Source organism: Nostoc sp. (genome assembly GCF_036917815.1).
GTDB lineage: Bacteria > Cyanobacteriota > Cyanobacteriia > Cyanobacteriales > Nostocaceae > Nostoc.
The window spans coordinates 41780-58178 of record NZ_JBALEK010000068.1; the positions used below are offsets into that span (position 1 = coordinate 41780).

At 41.4% G+C, this 16399-nt stretch carries 18 protein-coding genes and 1 pseudogene; 9 read left to right on the forward strand and 10 right to left on the reverse strand.

Annotation, left to right across the window (positions count from 1 at the left end; all coding sequences use genetic code 11):
• The first annotated feature begins 62 nt into the window (after nt 1-62).
• From V7K97_RS21715 to V7K97_RS21745, 7 genes are all read left to right on the forward strand, one after another.
• Nucleotides 63-1241, forward strand: coding sequence for a DNA cytosine methyltransferase (locus tag V7K97_RS21715; protein WP_334803068.1), 1179 nt, complete (start codon nt 63-65; stop codon nt 1239-1241).
• A 170-nt stretch (nt 1242-1411) separates the two neighbouring features.
• Complete coding sequence (deoC, locus tag V7K97_RS21720; RefSeq protein WP_334803069.1) at nt 1412-2092, forward strand: deoxyribose-phosphate aldolase; 681 nt, start codon at nt 1412-1414, stop codon at nt 2090-2092.
• 62 nt (nt 2093-2154) lie between these two features.
• Nucleotides 2155-3057, forward strand: a complete 903-nt coding sequence (gene recO / locus V7K97_RS21725) for a DNA repair protein RecO (protein WP_334803070.1) — start codon at nt 2155-2157, stop codon at nt 3055-3057.
• A complete protein-coding gene (locus V7K97_RS21730; RefSeq protein WP_334803121.1) occupies nt 3044-4696 on the forward strand; it encodes an MFS transporter in 1653 nt (550 codons plus the stop codon). Before recO ends, V7K97_RS21730 begins: the two co-directional genes overlap by 14 nt.
• Nucleotides 4697-5044: 348 nt before the next feature.
• Nucleotides 5045-6196, forward strand: coding sequence for a glycosyltransferase family 4 protein (locus V7K97_RS21735; RefSeq protein WP_334803071.1), 1152 nt, complete (start codon nt 5045-5047; stop codon nt 6194-6196).
• 303 nt (nt 6197-6499) lie between these two features.
• Nucleotides 6500-6637 (forward strand): hypothetical protein, encoded by a 138-nt coding sequence (locus V7K97_RS21740; RefSeq protein ID WP_334803072.1) that lies wholly within the window; start codon nt 6500-6502, stop codon nt 6635-6637.
• A gap of 65 nt (nt 6638-6702) precedes the next feature.
• On the forward strand, nt 6703-7146 hold the full coding sequence (locus V7K97_RS21745; RefSeq protein ID WP_334803073.1) for a DUF29 domain-containing protein: 444 nt from the start codon (nt 6703-6705) through the stop codon (nt 7144-7146).
• 69 nt (nt 7147-7215) lie between these two features.
• Here the strand turns inward: V7K97_RS21745 and V7K97_RS21750 are convergent, their stop codons facing one another.
• From V7K97_RS21750 to V7K97_RS21785, 8 genes and pseudogenes are all read right to left on the reverse strand, one after another.
• Nucleotides 7216-7452, reverse strand: coding sequence for a hypothetical protein (locus V7K97_RS21750; protein WP_118167601.1), 237 nt, complete (start codon nt 7450-7452; stop codon nt 7216-7218).
• Nucleotides 7449-7871, reverse strand: coding sequence for a putative toxin-antitoxin system toxin component, PIN family (locus tag V7K97_RS21755; protein WP_334803074.1), 423 nt, complete (start codon nt 7869-7871; stop codon nt 7449-7451). Before V7K97_RS21755 ends, V7K97_RS21750 begins: the two co-directional genes overlap by 4 nt.
• Nucleotides 7872-7933: 62 nt before the next feature.
• Nucleotides 7934-8752 (reverse strand): peptidase, encoded by an 819-nt coding sequence (locus tag V7K97_RS21760; protein ID WP_334803075.1) that lies wholly within the window; start codon nt 8750-8752, stop codon nt 7934-7936.
• Between the two features lie 10 nt (nt 8753-8762).
• Nucleotides 8763-8996, reverse strand: coding sequence for a preprotein translocase subunit SecG (gene secG, locus V7K97_RS21765; protein WP_334803076.1), 234 nt, complete (start codon nt 8994-8996; stop codon nt 8763-8765).
• A 111-nt stretch (nt 8997-9107) separates the two neighbouring features.
• Nucleotides 9108-10706 carry a 2,3-bisphosphoglycerate-independent phosphoglycerate mutase gene (gene gpmI, locus V7K97_RS21770; RefSeq protein ID WP_334803077.1) on the reverse strand — a complete coding sequence of 533 codons (1599 nt, stop codon included), beginning with the start codon at nt 10704-10706 and terminating at the stop codon, nt 9108-9110.
• 219 nt (nt 10707-10925) lie between these two features.
• Complete coding sequence (locus V7K97_RS21775; RefSeq protein WP_334803078.1) at nt 10926-12611, reverse strand: ABC-F family ATP-binding cassette domain-containing protein; 1686 nt, start codon at nt 12609-12611, stop codon at nt 10926-10928.
• 133 nt (nt 12612-12744) lie between these two features.
• Nucleotides 12745-13239 (reverse strand): annotated as a pseudogene (locus tag V7K97_RS21780) (Rpn family recombination-promoting nuclease/putative transposase); the annotation flags it as partial.
• An 82-nt stretch (nt 13240-13321) separates the two neighbouring features.
• A complete protein-coding gene (locus V7K97_RS21785) occupies nt 13322-13819 on the reverse strand; it encodes a hypothetical protein (RefSeq protein WP_334803079.1) in 498 nt (165 codons plus the stop codon).
• 117 nt (nt 13820-13936) lie between these two features.
• On the opposite strand from V7K97_RS21785, the gene V7K97_RS21790 reads away from it, so the two are divergent.
• Nucleotides 13937-14074 (forward strand): hypothetical protein, encoded by a 138-nt coding sequence (locus V7K97_RS21790; protein WP_334803080.1) that lies wholly within the window; start codon nt 13937-13939, stop codon nt 14072-14074.
• A 508-nt stretch (nt 14075-14582) separates the two neighbouring features.
• Here the strand turns inward: V7K97_RS21790 and V7K97_RS21795 are convergent.
• Both V7K97_RS21795 and V7K97_RS21800 read right to left on the reverse strand, forming a co-directional pair.
• Nucleotides 14583-15041: a DUF29 domain-containing protein gene (locus V7K97_RS21795; RefSeq protein WP_334803081.1), complete on the reverse strand. Its 459-nt coding sequence runs from the start codon at nt 15039-15041 to the stop codon at nt 14583-14585.
• 224 nt (nt 15042-15265) lie between these two features.
• Nucleotides 15266-15628: a helix-turn-helix domain-containing protein gene (locus tag V7K97_RS21800; protein WP_104906418.1), complete on the reverse strand. Its 363-nt coding sequence runs from the start codon at nt 15626-15628 to the stop codon at nt 15266-15268.
• Between the two features lie 240 nt (nt 15629-15868).
• Here V7K97_RS21800 and V7K97_RS21805 point away from each other — a divergent pair, with 240 nt between their 5' ends.
• Complete coding sequence (locus V7K97_RS21805) at nt 15869-16315, forward strand: hypothetical protein (protein ID WP_334803082.1); 447 nt, start codon at nt 15869-15871, stop codon at nt 16313-16315.
• The last annotated feature ends 84 nt before the right edge of the window (nt 16316-16399 follow it).

Here is a 16399-nt window from a genome sequence, read left to right on the forward strand (position 1 = left end):
GAAATAACCAATTTTAGGAATATCTGATATTAAGAATACTGTTTTATAATACTAGTTATTCAATGAGCAATCGCCCTTGTATTTTTTCTTTTTTTGCTGGATCAGGTTTCCTAGATTTAGGTTTTGAAACCAGTGGTTTTAATATTGTTTATGTCAATGAAATCTTCCCGCCATTCATCGCCGCCTATCGCCATTCGCGGGAAGTTCTGAAAATGCGATCGCCTGAATATGGATATGATCATGGTGAAGCAGCAGATGTAACAAAACTTATTGCCGAAAAAGAAGCACAACGCCTTCAAGAATTAGTCAAAGACTGCCGCAAATCTCATAATGTAATTGGTTTCATTGGCGGGCCTCCGTGTCCTGATTTTTCTATTGGTGGGAAAAATAGAGGAGGTTTAGGAGATAATGGCAAGCTTTCCGCTTCTTATGTCGAATTAATTTGCCAAAATATTCCCGATTTCTTTTTATTTGAGAACGTTAAAGGTTTATGGAAGACGACAAAACACCGTTTATTTTTTGAATCGCTCAAGCAACAATTACAAGAAGCAGGTTATATATTAACAGAGCGGTTAATTAATGCTATCGAATATGGTGTACCCCAGGATAGAGAAAGAATTATTCTAATTGGTTTCAAAAATAGTTTTCTTCAGGATATAGGAATAAAATTCAGTAGTGAGAAGTTACTACATGAGGTATATTTTCCTTGGAATAATTACATTTTATACCCTCAAGAAAAAGTTTTCGCTTATCCCTGGTGTAACTCTGAACCATTTAAAGAAAATTCTCTGATACCTTGTCCTGATGGCATACCGGAAGAACTGACTGTTGAATACTGGTTTATAAAAAACAACGTTCTGAAGCATTCCAATGCTGAACACTATTTTAAACCAAGGGCAGGTATCACAAAGTTTGCTGCTGTTCAAGAAGGAGATAATTCCAGGAAGTCTTTCAAGCGTCTGCATAGATGGCGTTACTCTCCAACAGCTTGCTATGGGAATAATGAAGTACATTTACATCCTTACAAAGTCCGGCGAATATCTGTAGCAGAAGCTTTAGCTATCCAATCTTTGCCTGCAAATTTTACACTTCCAGAAAATATGTCACTCACGAATATGTTTAAAACTATTGGTAATGGCGTTCCCTATTTAGCATCGAAGGCATTAGCTCAAACTATTCTTAACTTCTTAGGAATTGGTGTGAACAACGCTGTTGATCTTCCTAGCCTTACTAGCACTTAACGTCAATTTAAATACTTACAGTAATTTCGGGATATCTGTAAAATCAATATTCAAGATAAGTCGGCAGCTTGTTTTCAGGATAAACTTGTAATAAATGTGATTTAATAGATATATAAGAAATGTTTTAATTTTTTATAAAGTTTAATAATCAATCACTGGCAGAAGACACGATGGCAGCAGACTATCCAGACATTGATATTGCGCCATTTATCGATCACGCCCTGTTAACGCCAACTGCTACTCCAGAGCAGGTTGAGCAGTGGTGTGAAGAAGCATACAGATTCAATTTTGCGGCGGTTTGCCTATATCCCGCCTATGTAAAGCAAGCAGTCGAACTCCTCCACGGCAAGAATCCGAAAGTCTGTACGGTGATTGGCTTTCCTGCTGGTGCAACGACTTCAGCAGTGAAACTGTATGAGGCTCAAGAAGCGGCAGATAGTGGGGCTACTGAGTTGGATGTGGTCATGAACTTGGGCTGGTTGAAAGCTGGCAAAACTGAAGAAGTCCACCGGGAGATTGCCGAAATTTGTGAAGAGACTGGGCAAACTGTCAAGGTAATTTTGGAAACTAACTTGTTGACAGATGCGGAGAAAAAAATAGCTGCTGAAATAGCTATGGAGGCAGGAGCAGCATTCTTAAAAACCAGTACTGGTTTGAATGGTGGTGCAACAGTGGCAGATGTGCGACTTTTAAAGGAATTGACAAAAGAAAGGGTGGGAATTAAAGCTTCGGGTGGTATCCGTACTATCAATCAAGCCCTAGACTTAATCGTAGCGGGTGCTACTAGATTAGGCACATCTCGCGGTATGGATTTGATCCGCCAACGCGATAACCTGGGAAAGGGTGAATAGTCATTTGTCCTTTGTCATTTGTCCGAAGCTAATGACCAATGACTAATAACTACTAATAAGTAATGAGTAGAACCTACAAAGCAACTGGTATTAATCTTAAAACCCAGGCGCTGGGAGAATCGGATAAAATAGTGACGATTTTGACACGGGAATTCGGTCTGATTCGAGCAGTGGCTCCAGGGGCACGTAAGCACAACTCCAGCCTGGGCGGTAGGAGTGGGATGTTTGTTGTGAATGAACTATTGATTGCCAAAGGGCGATCGCTTGATAAAATTACTCAAGCACAGACGTTAAAAACTTATCCTGGTTTAGCTAAAAATTTGGGAAAACTGGCTGCCAGTCAATATTTAGCAGAAATAGTTCTGTGTGAAGCTTTGAGCGAACAACCCCAAGAAGAACTTTATGAGTTGTTCAATGAACATCTCCATCGCTTAGAGGTGGCCTCTAGTGGAAATCCATCTGGTATTTTGGCTCATCTGGCTCATGGAGTGTTTCACCTTTTAGCCTTAGCAGGAATCACGCCGCAAGTGCAAATCTGTTGCCTATCTCAACGCCCCCTCAAGCCAGACTTTACAGACCCCAAGTGGCAGGTAGGATTTAGTATCCCTGCGGGTGGAATAGTTTGCTTAGAAGCTAGGGAACGTTTGCGAAGAGAGGAGCAGAGGGAGATTAATAACCAATTCCCCATGCCCCATGCCCCATTCCCAATGCCCAATACCCAAACAGTTGTTGTGCATCGGCAAGAAATACCTGTGATTTCTAGTCGTCTGGGTGCTATGGAACTGGCTTTGCTTCAACATCTGTCACAACCAGAGATAATGCAAATTGATGGTGCTAGAGATTATGACTGGTTATCTGTTGAGCAGATTTTGCGCCAGTATGCTCAGTATCAATTAGGTCGCCCTATTCGCTCTGCTACCTTGATCGACTCTTATTTTGCTGCCAACCATGATGCAACCGTCTGATTTGGATAAAAAAATCCTACCTTTGTCACCAAGCCTCGCCAAAAGACAAAATAGGGTATCAGAACCTACAGTCAGGAATCACTTGAGTACAGTTTCCAAGTGTACACCTAGTCAAATAAATGGCCAAGAAATGTCCCCAAAAGACGTTTCTAAAAACGATCGAAGTTGGACAGGAGAAATCCCAAAAACTGATGTTCCAAGCCAATCAGAAATACAATCTGAAGACAAATTAACCACTGCTGAGGTAGATAGCAATGGCTCTCGCAATGGGCGTAATTTGCCAGTAGCCGCGATCGCCGAAAAAGAACCACCGAAATTAGATGAGTCTGGTTCAGGTGGAAAAGCTGTCTCCGAGAATGTACCACAGCAGGGGTTTTTGCCTGTATTAAAAAACCCTAATTTCCTGGCTCTTTGGGGTGGTCAAGTTTTCTCCCAACTGGCAGATAAAGTTTATTTGGTGCTGATGATTGCCTTAATTAATACTCAGTTTCAAGCAAGCAATCAGAGTATTAGTGGTTGGGTATCAGTCTTGATGATGGCTTTTACTATTCCAGCCGTATTGTTTGGTTCCGTTGCTGGCGTGTTTGTCGATCGCTGGTCGAAAAAAGCTGTGCTAGTGGCAACAAATATTTGGCGCGGCATCCTGGTTTTGTCAATTCCTTTTCTGCTGTGGTTGACTCATGGCTGGAAACCCATAGGAGTGCTGCCAGTGGGTTTTATAATTATCCTGGGCGTAACTTTTTTAGTTTCCACACTGACGCAGTTTTTTGCACCGGCGGAACAGGCGGTAATTCCCTTAATAGTAGAAGAACAGGATTTACTCTCGGCAAATTCGCTTTATACAACAACGATGATGGCATCGGTGATTGTTGGGTTTGCCGTTGGAGAACCGTTGTTAGCGATCGCTGATGGACTTTGGCTGCAAATTGGTGGTAGTGGTAATTTTGGCAAAGAACTTTTAGTCGGTGGGAGTTATGCGATCGCGGGACTAATTTTGTTCCTCCTGGCAACAAAGGAAAAACACCACCACCCCGATACAGAATTTCCTCACGTATTCTCTGATTTGCGGGACGGTTTTGCCTACCTCAATGGAAATCATCGCGTCCGCAATGCTTTGCTTCAGCTGATTATCTTGTTTTCTGTGTTTGCCGCATTAACTGTTCTAGCCGTTCGGATGGCAGAAATAATTCCCAATATGAAAGCCTCCCAGTTTGGCTTTTTACTAGCAGCCGGCGGTGTTGGCATCGCTGCTGGAGCAACAATTCTCGGTCAATTTGGTCAACGCTTTTCCTATACCCAACTAAGTCTGTACGGTTGTATAGGCATGACAGCATCCCTGATTGGTCTGTCAGTATTTACAACCCAACTATGGCTAGTCTTGTTACTGGTGGCGTTATTAGGTATCTTTGGGGCGCTAGTGGGAATTCCGATGCAAACCGCAATCCAAACAGAAACACCTCCAGAAATGCGTGGTAAAGTTTTTGGCTTGCAGAACAATGTAATTAATATTGCTCTCTCCTTACCATTGGCATTAGCTGGTGTTGCAGAAACCTTTCTGGGATTACAAGTAGTTTTTTTAGGATTAGCTGCGATCGTCTTTTCAGGAGGTATATTAACCTGGTATAACTCACACAAATAGTTATCAGCTAAGAAGAGTTATTATTCATTACCTTGACGTAATTAATAATTTACTTAAAGCTTTTGTGTTCATGGTAAACTGTGATAAGTGAAAATTTATCACATACTTGCGGGATATGAATCTGACATTAGTCAGAATAAGTTGTTTAAATATCAGAAATTAACAACTTATAAATAGAATAAATAAAGCCAAAAACCCACTGGTTTAATCAGCTTAAAATATGCTTTTTAAACTAAATTGTGGTGGAAATCTGTAATAACTAAAAAACCAGCAAGTATAGCTAGATAAAAATCACAAAGAACACACAAGTAATAGCTCAAACCCGCTTTTCTTACAGCTAAATAAAGAATGCGTATAGCCTGGATTGGAAAAAAATCACCCTTTTGTGGCAATGTCACCTACAGTCGAGAAATTACAAATGCCTTGCTAGAGAAGGGACATCAAGTTAGCTTTCTTCACTTCGCCCAGGAAGAGTCGGAACCTGACAACTGGCCAAATCTTCAAGAGGTTTCCCTCCCTTTCATTTACAAGTCGCAAGTTTACACAATTCCCACTTTCAAAGCGACCAAAGTTTTAACCGATTCGCTGCGGGAAATCAAGCCAGATGTAGTCCATGCTTCCCTGACGCTATCTCCTCTAGACTTTTTTCTACCGGAAATTTGTGAAGAACTGAGGTTGCCCCTAATTGCCACTTTTCACACACCATTTGCTGGCAAGGGGGCAAAGCTAGTATCGGGAACGCAACTTTTGGCTTATCAGCTCTACGCGCCTTTTTTAGTTAACTACGATCGCGTGATTGTATTTTCCCAAATTCAGCGAGAATTATTGGCAGGCATGGGCGTAAGGGAAGAAAATATTGCAGTAATTCCCAACGGTGTTGATACCGTCAAGTATTCTCCAGGATTTTCTCAAATAAAAGCAGAATTTAAAGCCGAACGCTTGTTTGTCTATCAGGGTAGAATCGCCCCAGAGAAAAATGTCGAAGCTCTCCTCCGCGCTTGGAAGCAGTCGGCAATGGAACCTGGTAGTAAGTTGCTAATTGTTGGTGACGGTCCTTTGAAATCTTCCTTAGAGCCGTTTTATGGTTCAGAATACGGCATTATCTGGTTGGGATTTGTCGCTGATGAAGACCGACGGATCGAAATTTTACGGGGCGCAGATGTATTTGTTTTACCTTCATTAGTAGAGGGTTTATCCCTATCTCTGTTAGAAGGAATGTCATGTGGGTTGGCTTGTTTAGCAACAGATGTGGGTGCAGATGGAGAGGTATTGGAAAAGGGCGCAGGTGTAGTTATTAGTACCAAAACAGCGCGATCGCAATTAAAAACCCTCTTGCCAGTGTTGCAAGACCATCCAGAGTTAACAACTCTACTGGGGCAAAAAGCTAGACAGCGTGTATTAGACCGCTATACCCTTAGTAAAAATATTACTCTACTCGAAGAACTTTATAAAGGAGTTTTAGCACAGCGACCTCTACCGCTAAGTCGTCGTAGAGCGTAGGGAAACAAACTGTGACTTAAAAACTACCCATTTATAGACATACTTTCCGAAAAAGATACAGAATGGGTTGTAGCTACTAAAGTCCAGAAACGTACAGCGTAACACCGTCAGCACTGTAAATTATCAGATAAGCTGCTTAACAGCTTATCCACTCTGCCACGCCAAATTGAGGAAAGGTTTGGAATTAATTGTACAGTCGATTCAGGGGGAACAGCGAGAGACTTGGATTACTGACAGACGGTAGGGTAGAACTTTTGGTTGGTTGTTCTTCTGAGAGTCGCTGGATATCTTCTGACTTAACTTATGGGTGCTGTGTATGTTTTTTCTGGGGAATTATCGGCAAAAATTAATAACCTAGTACAAGAAGGCAAAAGTAAAAAGGCAAAAGTAAAAAGAAAGAATGCTTATTTTGTAAGCTTTCTGGCTATTTTAAATGGGTAGTTTATTTATGCCGTGTTGTACTAGTTAGAATGAAATAATAAATAACAGTAAATTAAAGCTACCAAATGACTGCAATCATCGATATAAAAACATTATATGAATCCAATTACCTGCAATGGTTAGAGGAGACTATTAAATGTCTCAAAAATCGACAATTAGCAGACGTTGACTATGAAAACTTAATAGAAGAATTGGAAGATTTGGCTAAAAATGAAAAAAGGCGAGTAAGAAGTTTATTGGAACAGATTATTAGACATTTATTACTTTATCAATATTGGGATTTAGAAAAGCCAAGAAATGCTAATCATTGGGCTGCGGAAATTATTAGTTTTCGGAACCAACTAAATGAAGATTTAACTGCCAATTTACGCAATCATTTAGAGGAGAATCTCAACATAATTTATAGCAATGCCTTAGATTATGTTAAAGCTAAAACAAATTTAAGCAATTTACCTGAATTATGTCCTTATACCTTAGAGCAAATTTTGGATAAAAATTGGTTGCCTTAATCTTAAATTTTGATTTTTTGCGCGAGACATATTCATATTTTAACTCAGCAATACCATAAGATTAAGTCGCTACAATTTATCATATTCTTCTGGTTCTACGTTAGGGACTTTATTCAAAACTTGCTGGAATTTTTCCCAACTACCGCTTTTAGCTTTTTCTTCCAAATAGTCTTTGGTCATCCATGCGGAAACTTGTGCAGATAAAGCAATAGTTGCAAGTTGTTCAATGGAAATATTTTCTCTGGCTGCTAAAGCTTCAATTTGTTTATATAAAGATTCAGGTAGCTGTACATTTAAGTTAGTCATGGGATTTCTCCTACTATTTGCAAGAATTCTTTGGGTGAAACTACCCTCAGTCCAAATTTTTGTGCGCCTTGTAAATCTTTTTGATTATAAGTGATGATAAAGTCGGCTTGGCATTCAACAGCTAAATCGATAAGAAAATCATCATCAGGATCGCGTGCTACTGGCCGCCATAAATAGAAAATGCTGCATCTATTAGCGATTGTACAAATAGCTTCAATAACATTGTCAATATTTTCATCACTCAATCCAAGCTGCTCTTTTTCTCGTTTGAGAATTTCTTCATACTCGAATACTAAGGTAGTAGAGACATTCAACTGCCAACGCCCATCATTAAGTATTGTTAATAGTTTGTAAGATGCACCACGGTTAGATCGTAAACCAGAAAGGAGTACATTAGTATCAAGTATAATTTGGTACATATTTTTCATGGTTTCGCAGTAGTATTTTTGCTCTAGCGACGAGCTTATACTCTACCTATTGATCAATTAATCTTTGAATTATCCACTAAAGACCATCCCAAAGTAGTTGGCTGTTCATAAACCCGCTTTAGAGTATTGACATCTCTAGGAGAAATAGGCGACGGGTTACGAACTTGAGAAAAATATAGGGCATCAGTTTGTAGCGGACTATGACCCCAAATTCCCAAAGTGTGTCCGAATTCGTGGCGGGTAGCTGCAATGAGATACTCACCTGTTTGACTGGGACTTAGCAAGATGGTGAAGCGGTGGGATAAAACTTTGTTGCTGGTGTATAACTCGTAAGTAGTTTGTGCCGATCGCGCACGGGGTATATTACTACCAGGGGAAATTTGTAGAGGTGGCGCTTTTCGCGCGATCGTAATATCAGCAATTTCTGGCTGTTCGACTACTGTTAAAGGTAAATAATTACTCCACTCCTGTACACCCTGTAAGACACCATTAACCCATGCTTGAGCCTGCTTTTCGCTGATGGCTTTTGGTGGTTCTACGTAAACTCGAACCGGAAATTGTGACCAGACTAAATAACCTACTTGGGTTGTTCTGACTTGGGAAAAGTAGTCACCACTGTTAGTGTTATCTTGCCACTGTGCGAGTGTGGGCGGTAAGGGATGGGGTTTTGGGGGAGATGGGGAGGTTGAGAGAGAGATGATTGAGTTTGAATATGCATATTTTGGGATTATTGTAAACCCATCACTCGACTCGATATTAGTAAAAATGATTAATAGCCCTGTGCCAAGAAACAAGGCAAGAGCTGTAATTAACCGTCGTGAAATTGAATTTATTAGGCTGTTAAGTATCGGGTGTTGGATTCTTCTCCCCATTTACCTATCCTTATTTAGGTAGCCAACCAGCACTTAAAACTACTGTTAAACCGAGAAAAATTACTGTCAATGCCCAAGTAATTCGGTTTAAGGTGTTTTCTGCACTTTTGGTGCTGCTAAATAGCTGGGCTTGTCCGCCAATAGCCCCAACGCCATCACCTTTAGGACTATGTAGTAAAACTAAAATAATCAAACCAGTGGCGGAAAATGACCAAATGCCTTGGACGATATTAGTAATTGTCATGGTAGCAATCTCATTTATAACAAGTTTCAAAAAACAGAATTCAGGAGTTAGGAGTTCACTAAAAACTCCTAACTCTTGTACAGAAGCGATTAATCGCGTCTCAGGACTCTTTTACAGCCCTACTTGCACGGGGGTACGAGTGCGTTGCAGCTCATATTCTGCTGTTTTCAGCAGCGATCGCCCGGTCATTTCTGGTGGCTGAGGCAGCTGTAAAATCTCTAGGATTGTGGGGGCGATGTCGGATAGCTTACCATCGCTTCGCAATTCGACATTTGTACCATATCCAGGGATTTTGACTTTCTCGCCTTCTACCAAGATGAAGGGGACTGGGTTAGTAGTGTGGGCTGTCCAGGGATTACCCCCCTCATCTAGCATATACTCAGCGTTGCCATGATCGGCAGTAATAATTGTTGTCCCGCCGGCTTTGATCACGCTCTCTAACAAGCGACCCAAACAGCGATCAACTGTTTCAATTGCTGTGATGGTAGGGTCGATTTGACCAGTATGCCCTACCATGTCTGGATTAGCATAGTTAATCACAACTAGGGAATATATACCCTTTTGAATCGCAGCGATCGCTACATCTGTAACTGCTACTGCTGACATCGCTGGGGCTTGATCGTAAGTGGCTACCATCGGGCTGCTTACCAGTTCCCGATCTTCTCCAATAAAAGGTTCCTCCAGACCCCCATTAAAGAAATAGGTGACGTGGGCATATTTTTCGGTTTCGGCGGTGCGGAACTGATTCAGGCTGTGATTGGCTATGACTTCTCCCAGAATATTACTGAGATTCTGAGGCTCAAAGGCTACAGCCACGGGTAAGTCTGAATCATACTGCGTAAAGGTAACAAAAGATAGCGGTGTGATTTGCTGTCTTTCAAAACCGTCAAATTTGGGACTGACTAAAGCTTGAGTTAATTGTCTGGCGCGATCGGGGCGGAAGTTGAAAAATATCACCCCATCTCCTGGTTCTATTGCACCGGGAGCGATTCTAATCGGGTTGACAAATTCATCTTTTACCCCTTCGGCATAAGATGCTTGCAAGATTTCTACAGCCGTGCGATCGCCACCCACACCATCTTGGGTGATCACGTCGTAGGCGCGTTTGACTCGATCCCAACGGTGATCGCGATCCATCGCGTAGTAGCGACCACTAAGGGTGACTATGCGCCCAATTCCGGCGCGGTCTATATAATCTTGCAAGAGTGCGATCGCTTTTACACCGTCAGTTGGGGCGGTGTCACGACCATCAGTGATCGCGTGGATACAAACTTCTGGAATTCGCTGGTCTTTGGCTAAGTCAAGTAGTCCGAATAGATGGGTGATATGCGAATGTACCCCTCCCTCAGAACAAAGCCCGACTAGATGCAGCTTGCTATTCCGAGAACGAACTTCCTGGCAAATTTTGACAAGTGCTGGGTTGGAGGCAATAGAACCGTCTTCGACCGCATCAGAGATGCGTACCAGTTCTTGCGGTACAACTCGCCCAGCACCAATGTTCAAATGGCCAACTTCCGAGTTGCCCATTTGACCTTCTGGCAACCCTACGGCTTTTCCTGATGTGTGGATGAGGGTATGCGGGTAAGCTGCCCATAAACTGTCCACAATGGGAGTTTTCGCAGCAGTAATGGCGTTTCCTCGCGTTTCCTCGCAGTAGCCCCATCCGTCTAAAATGACTAGCACCACAGGAGCAACAGGTGCTTTGGTCATAGTAAAATTGCCCTTTACTTTTTGTAATACCCGAATGATACCATTGCTAATCCACGCCGCAAGTGAATTTTTGCTTATTAACTTATTTTATGAAGGACTTGCAGTTTTTTGAAATACTTTCAACTTTTAGGAATTTTTCTGTGATTTTTTAAACGCTAATTAGGAGTGATTACTTAGTAGTAGCATTTTCGCACTACTACTAAGCAATTTTCTAGTTTATCATTTCCTTTTCGCGGAAGCTTTAGCAGCTTTTTTTGCTGCTTTTTCGGCTTCTATTGCAGCTAATTTTGCTTGTTCTTTTTCTTCGGCAATTTTCTGGATATAGTAATGATAATCTCCTAAATAAACGCGGAATTCACCATCACGAATTTCGACGATTTTGTTAGCCACTTCCGAAATAAAGTAGCGATCGTGGGAAACTACAATTGCCGTACCATCATAATTTTTGAGGGCTTCTTCCAGCATTTCTTTCGCTGGAATATCTAGGTGGTTTGTCGGCTCATCTAAAATTAGTAAGTTCGCGGGACGTAAGAGCATTTTTGCCAATGCCAAACGAGCTTTTTCTCCTCCACTTAATGCTCCAACTGCCTTAAATACAGTATCACCAGTGAATAAGAAGCGTCCCAAAAGTGTGCGGACTTCTTGATTATCCCAGTCGGGAACTTCATCATGAATAGTTTCCATGACAGTTTTCTTCAAGTCCAAGGCTTCAGCTTGATTTTGCTCAAAGTAGCCAGGAATAACGTTATGATCGCCTAATTGAACGCTACCTTCTGTGGGTGGTTCCATACCCATAATCACGCGCAAAAGGGTAGATTTTCCAGCACCGTTAGGGCCAAGAAAAGCAATGCGGTCGCCTCTTTCAATTAGGAGATTTGCCGATAAAAACAGGATTTTCTCACCATAAAGATGAGTTAAATCTTTAATTTCTACTACCTCGCGTCCACTGCGGGGTGCGGGGGGAAAACGGAAGTGTAAAGTTCTTACCCCAGCAATGGGTGCTTCAATACGCTCAATTTTGTCGAGTTGCTTTTCCCGGCTTTTTGCCTGGGTACTGCGGGTAGCACTGGCGCGAAATCTATCAACAAAGGTTTGCTGTTTTTCTAATTCTTTCTGCTGGCGTTCGTAAGCACTTAGCTGTGCTGATTGACTTTCGGCTTTTTGTGACAAGTATGCCGAGTAGTTACCAAGGTAGCTAGCGGAAACGCCGCGTTCCGTTTCGACGATTTGGTTGCAGAGGCGGTCAAGGAATTCTCGGTCATGGGAAACTATTACCATCGGCGTAACCAGCCCTCTGAGGTAATTTTCCAACCACTCAATGGTTTCTAAATCTAGGTGGTTAGTCGGTTCATCCAGCAGCAACAAGTCGGGTTTTTGCAGGAGAATTTTACCTAAACTCATTCGCATTTGCCAACCACCACTGAAGGCGCTGACGAGGCGATCGCCATCTTCTAGTCCAAACCCCATCTCTGGTAAGATTTTCCCGATGCGTGCATCTAAGTTGTAGCCATCCAAGGCTTCAAATTTACGCTGCAAGCGATCCAGTTTGTCGATCAGTCGATCCAGTTCCTCTGGGGTAGCCGTTTCCATCTCTTGTGGTATGTGCGCCAGAGATAACTGTACTTCGTTGGCTTCTTGGAAGACAGTCCAAAATTCTTCTCTAACGGTGCGGGTGGGATCTACTTCAAACTCTTGGTTAAGATAGGCTATATGTAAGCTATTTGGGCGAATTATTTCGCCGGCGGTGGGTTCCATTTCCCCAGAGATGATTTTTAGTTGGGTGGATTTTCCAGCACCGTTGACACCGACTAAGCCAATGCGATCGCCTGGTTTAACTTCCCAGTTGATATCTTTGAGAACTTCGCCTGTGGGATAAATTTTACTTATATGTTCTAATCGCAGCATTAAGTTTCTCTCAGGTAGGGAGTGGGTGGTTGAAGACGAAGTACTAACACCGCCTCTAATATTAACAAAAATTAACTATAAATTCGTCGCGATCAAGTTTGGAAGCCGCAAACCTAATTTGGCTTGAGCCACGGATAAATTGTAATAATTGCTGCTGTTTTGGTGGTGAGCTTACCTCTGACTTGGTTCTGTCTATCAGCTCCCAAGCTTAAGCGATCGCTATATCATCGGTTGCAATTACTAATTTAGCAGTTGCAATGCCAATTAGAAGCGATGCAGCCTCACCTAATTCATCCAAATAAATGCGCCTGACGCGCCCACTTGTGAAAAACTCACGGTAATGTTTGATACAACCTGTATCTACATTCCTATTTGGGTATAAAAGCACAGCACCCCAGTCATTTGATGGTTGATTCTGACGGAGGTATAAAGATATTTCTGCAATTAGCCGTGAATAAATTTCCCCATCAGCTTGAAATTGCACTTCAACAAAGTTAATCTGGTTCTCACTTCCTTGCGTAGGTAGAAACACACCATCGATTCTGAAGGCTGTTTGTTTGATTTCAACTGATGAAAATTGATAAAGGCTAGCTACTTCCGGAGGATTACCAATCAGATCAAAGAAGATATCAGGGAATTATTGAAACAGCCGATAAAAGATGATGTCTGTTTTCACAACTTTAGATCATTTGAAGATTTTGATTTGCTGCTTATATCTTACTTGATTCTTCACAACCATCTCGCACTTCCAGCAACCGCTCTTTTGCCATCCCTAATATACGTGATAACGGCGCTAACAAACTATCATCAAATGGTTCTCCAGCATAAATATTATTCAGTTCTGTAGGAGATAATTTAAAGGTGTCGCAGAATTTTGCAAACTCCTGGTTACTCAAATCAAGCTCTTTTTGCCTATCCTGAAGTAAAACTGCGATCGCTCTAGCTCCATACTTTGGACGTTCACTAGTTTTTATATATTTTTCCATTACATAATAGACTTTCCTGGTATCGCCGCCCAGTTTTTTAATTAAATCAGTACAAGCCATTTTTAGTGCTTTCTTTAAAACTTCTTCCTCATTTAAAAACTTAATAATTTCGCTAGCATATTCTGGTTTAAAAAATCCCACCAAATCACCTTTATGGTAAACTGGGATATAAGGCTCGTTTGATTCAAAGTGCCAATCTAACGGTTCGTTGCGTAGAGACATAGCTGCACCCCTCAATATTTTCAGATTTCACCATTTTAAAACCACTTATTCCTTAACTGCCAGTAAAAATACCATAGGTGATTAGAAATCGCAGCTACACAGACAAAACCCACCTCCGTGGGTTTCAACTTCCTGGAGTCCGCGCAGCTGTTATCTATTTCTATCAGAACCTCTAACTCAGCCAAAATTAGCGATCGCCTTACTCATCACCAAGTACCTAAAGGCTTACCAGAGAAAGCTTTGGTGGTGTTATGAGTTTTTTGTTAGATATTTAACCATAATGGGCATACTGTAAATATCAAGCGAGTAGCATCGAAACAGGGTAAACAGTATGTTGACGATAACGTGGCAAGAATAAATTGCATCCTTGAAACAAGATTTGAGGAAGGAAATAAATAAAATTTCAGGTTTTTCAAAGATTATTGTACTTGATCATATTTGCATTAATAACCTTAAATCTAAGCTAGAACGATTAGAAGAAATCGAGAAAGTCCTTAGTATACATAAATACAATATAGGATTCCTATTTGATTTTTGAACAAAATTAGGTACTGTAGGGTGCGTTAGGATGAAATCCGTAACGCACCATTCGTAAGGATTTGGTGCGTTACGCTGTCGCTAACACACCCTACGTATCTTTTTGAAAATCAAATAGTAGTCCTATATTGTTTTTATAGGTACTATTGGACAAGGAAAGACTACAGCTATTTGTCATCTTTTTAACTTAATAAGTAACTAATGAGCGTCAGAGAAATGGTAGGAATTATCCTTCCCAGTCTTGACGAGTATCGCACAGAAAATTGTCTGCGATCGCATCATCAAATAAATATGGGCAATGCTCTGGAAATGTTCGTAATGGTAAGTTAGTTTCTCGTAGCGCCAAATCGACTCCCGCTTCAAAGCCATCTAAAAAAGCTTCTTCGATTCGAGACTTTAAGCTAGGGTTCTGCCGCAAATGTCTATGGATGGCGCGACGCTGTTCTCGAATTGTTAAAAACCGACTGCGAGAGCGTTGTTCGGGTTGATACTCCCACTTCAATAGATGACCAAGTAATACACTTAGACGACTCACGAGTTCCCGATACTCCTGTCTCCCCAAAGCTTGAATTTCCTCTTGCAGGTGTTGCCAGTCTAGTTCCATAACTAGCCTCTGCTCTAACGCTTTAGCCTGCTGCTGTGTCCAGCCATAGAAGTCTTGATCATACAAAAAAGATTTGTCCATATCCATAGAGTTGAATCTTGACAGCAAGAAACCACGATCTATAGCGCTTCTGGGTTGAGTCCAATACAGACCTAACCCCCAGCCCCTTCCCTACTAGCGTTGGGGAGTAAAACTCAAAGCCTCTCTCCTTTTAGGAGAGAGGAATGGAAGTGAGGTCAGAGTGTATTGCATACAAACGAGAAACGTTATAGTTTGATAATTTAAATTCAATTCTGAAAAAATATTTAACTAGCCTTTGCTTCATCCCCCGATGCTTCAGCCACAGCCGCCAATCTATCTGCCGCAGCTTGGACAATTTGAGCCACTTGTGCCAAAGGCATGTGCTGGATTTGTCTCAGAATCAGACTCAAATCTGAGGTTTCTGGAATTGGCTTGCCATCAATGCAGCTGATTAACTCTTCCATTGTGTAGCCTGCTTTCGATGCGATTTGAGCCAAATTTTCTGTATCTGGCACCTTCACACCTTTTTCCCACATCTGAACAGCAGTAGCAGATACTCCCAAAAGCTTACCAAAGGCTCGCTGACTCATTGAACCGCGAGCTAGTTTAATGATTTCAATCAGTTTTTGTTTGCTTTCGATCTTCACTGCTTATATAGCTAGCCAACTGTATTTACAAGTTTACTTTCAATATTACAAGTTTACTTTTATATTGACAGCCTTGTGTTTTAGGATTAAACTATATCTCTGGTTGTAAATCAGCAACTACAGGCATCAAGCTAGTAGACGAACCCATCTATCTTTAATCAACCCAAAAAACTTAGTTTGCTACGGCGCTTGTGCTAGTAGCTCAACTTTGCTGCGAAGAAATAATATCGAAGGTGCATCATGTTTCGCAAGCCACGCAAAATTAATCAATATCGCCGCAAAGGTAAAAACCTTATAGCCACTAATAAAATTAAACCAGAACAGTGGAACATTTCTGACGCAGAAACCAAAGAAGCTTTAAAAGTTAAAGGCTACGATGTTAAGCAAATCAAAAAAATCCACCTTCTGAAGCATCAAGTGTGTATTTCCTACTGGGATGCAAAAGGCAATATATGCAGCAGCTTTTTTAGCTACCGGATTTTTGCACGTTGGCAAGAAGAAGTAGAAAAGCTAATTTATACCTGTGAAACCCTGAAGGAATGGGCGAGGCTAAATTACGTTATGAAGTATGAATTTGCTTATTACCATTATCCCAGTGAAATAGAAGATACACTCCACGCAATATTAGAAAACCACCTGTCTGTGTTAAAAGCAACAGTACAACAAGTGGTTTTACAGGATATTTAACTGAATCTGCAAAACCTCTCTCCTTGCAGGAGAGAGGCTTTGAATTCTCCCCCTTCCCTTGCAGGGAAGGGGGCTGGGGGGTTA